This is a genomic window from Streptomyces sp. URMC 126 (assembly GCF_051386555.1).
In the GTDB taxonomy this organism is placed as follows: domain Bacteria; phylum Actinomycetota; class Actinomycetes; order Streptomycetales; family Streptomycetaceae; genus Streptomyces.
The window spans coordinates 1-235 of the sequence record NZ_JBPQTX010001370.1 but is presented as its reverse complement, the minus strand read 5'-3'; the positions used below and the strand labels follow the sequence as shown (position 1 = coordinate 235).

Sequence of the window (235 nt, the reverse complement as noted above, 5' to 3'; positions counted from 1 at the left end):
GCCGACCCCGGAGCTGGATGGACGACACGCTGAGCCTCCGCGGCGCTTTGGGCTGCCGCGATGGTCGACTGATGGGCGTGACACCACATCCCGACCTCGATCCCACCGAATGCCAGCAGCATGATCGCAGGCATCAGCAGGAGCATCCCCACCGACGCGCTACCACCGCCACGCTGATCAGTTGTGAACCTGCTACGCATCGTCGTCAGTGAGGCATCTTCGACCTGATATAGGC

General features: G+C 63.4%; 1 protein-coding gene. It reads right to left on the bottom strand.

Features of this window, described 5'->3' with window-relative positions:
• On the bottom strand, nucleotides 1-200 hold a 200-nt coding region (locus tag ACSNOK_RS36310), incomplete at its 3' end, for a TadE family protein (RefSeq protein WP_436784908.1).
• Nucleotides 201-235 lie beyond the last annotated feature (35 nt).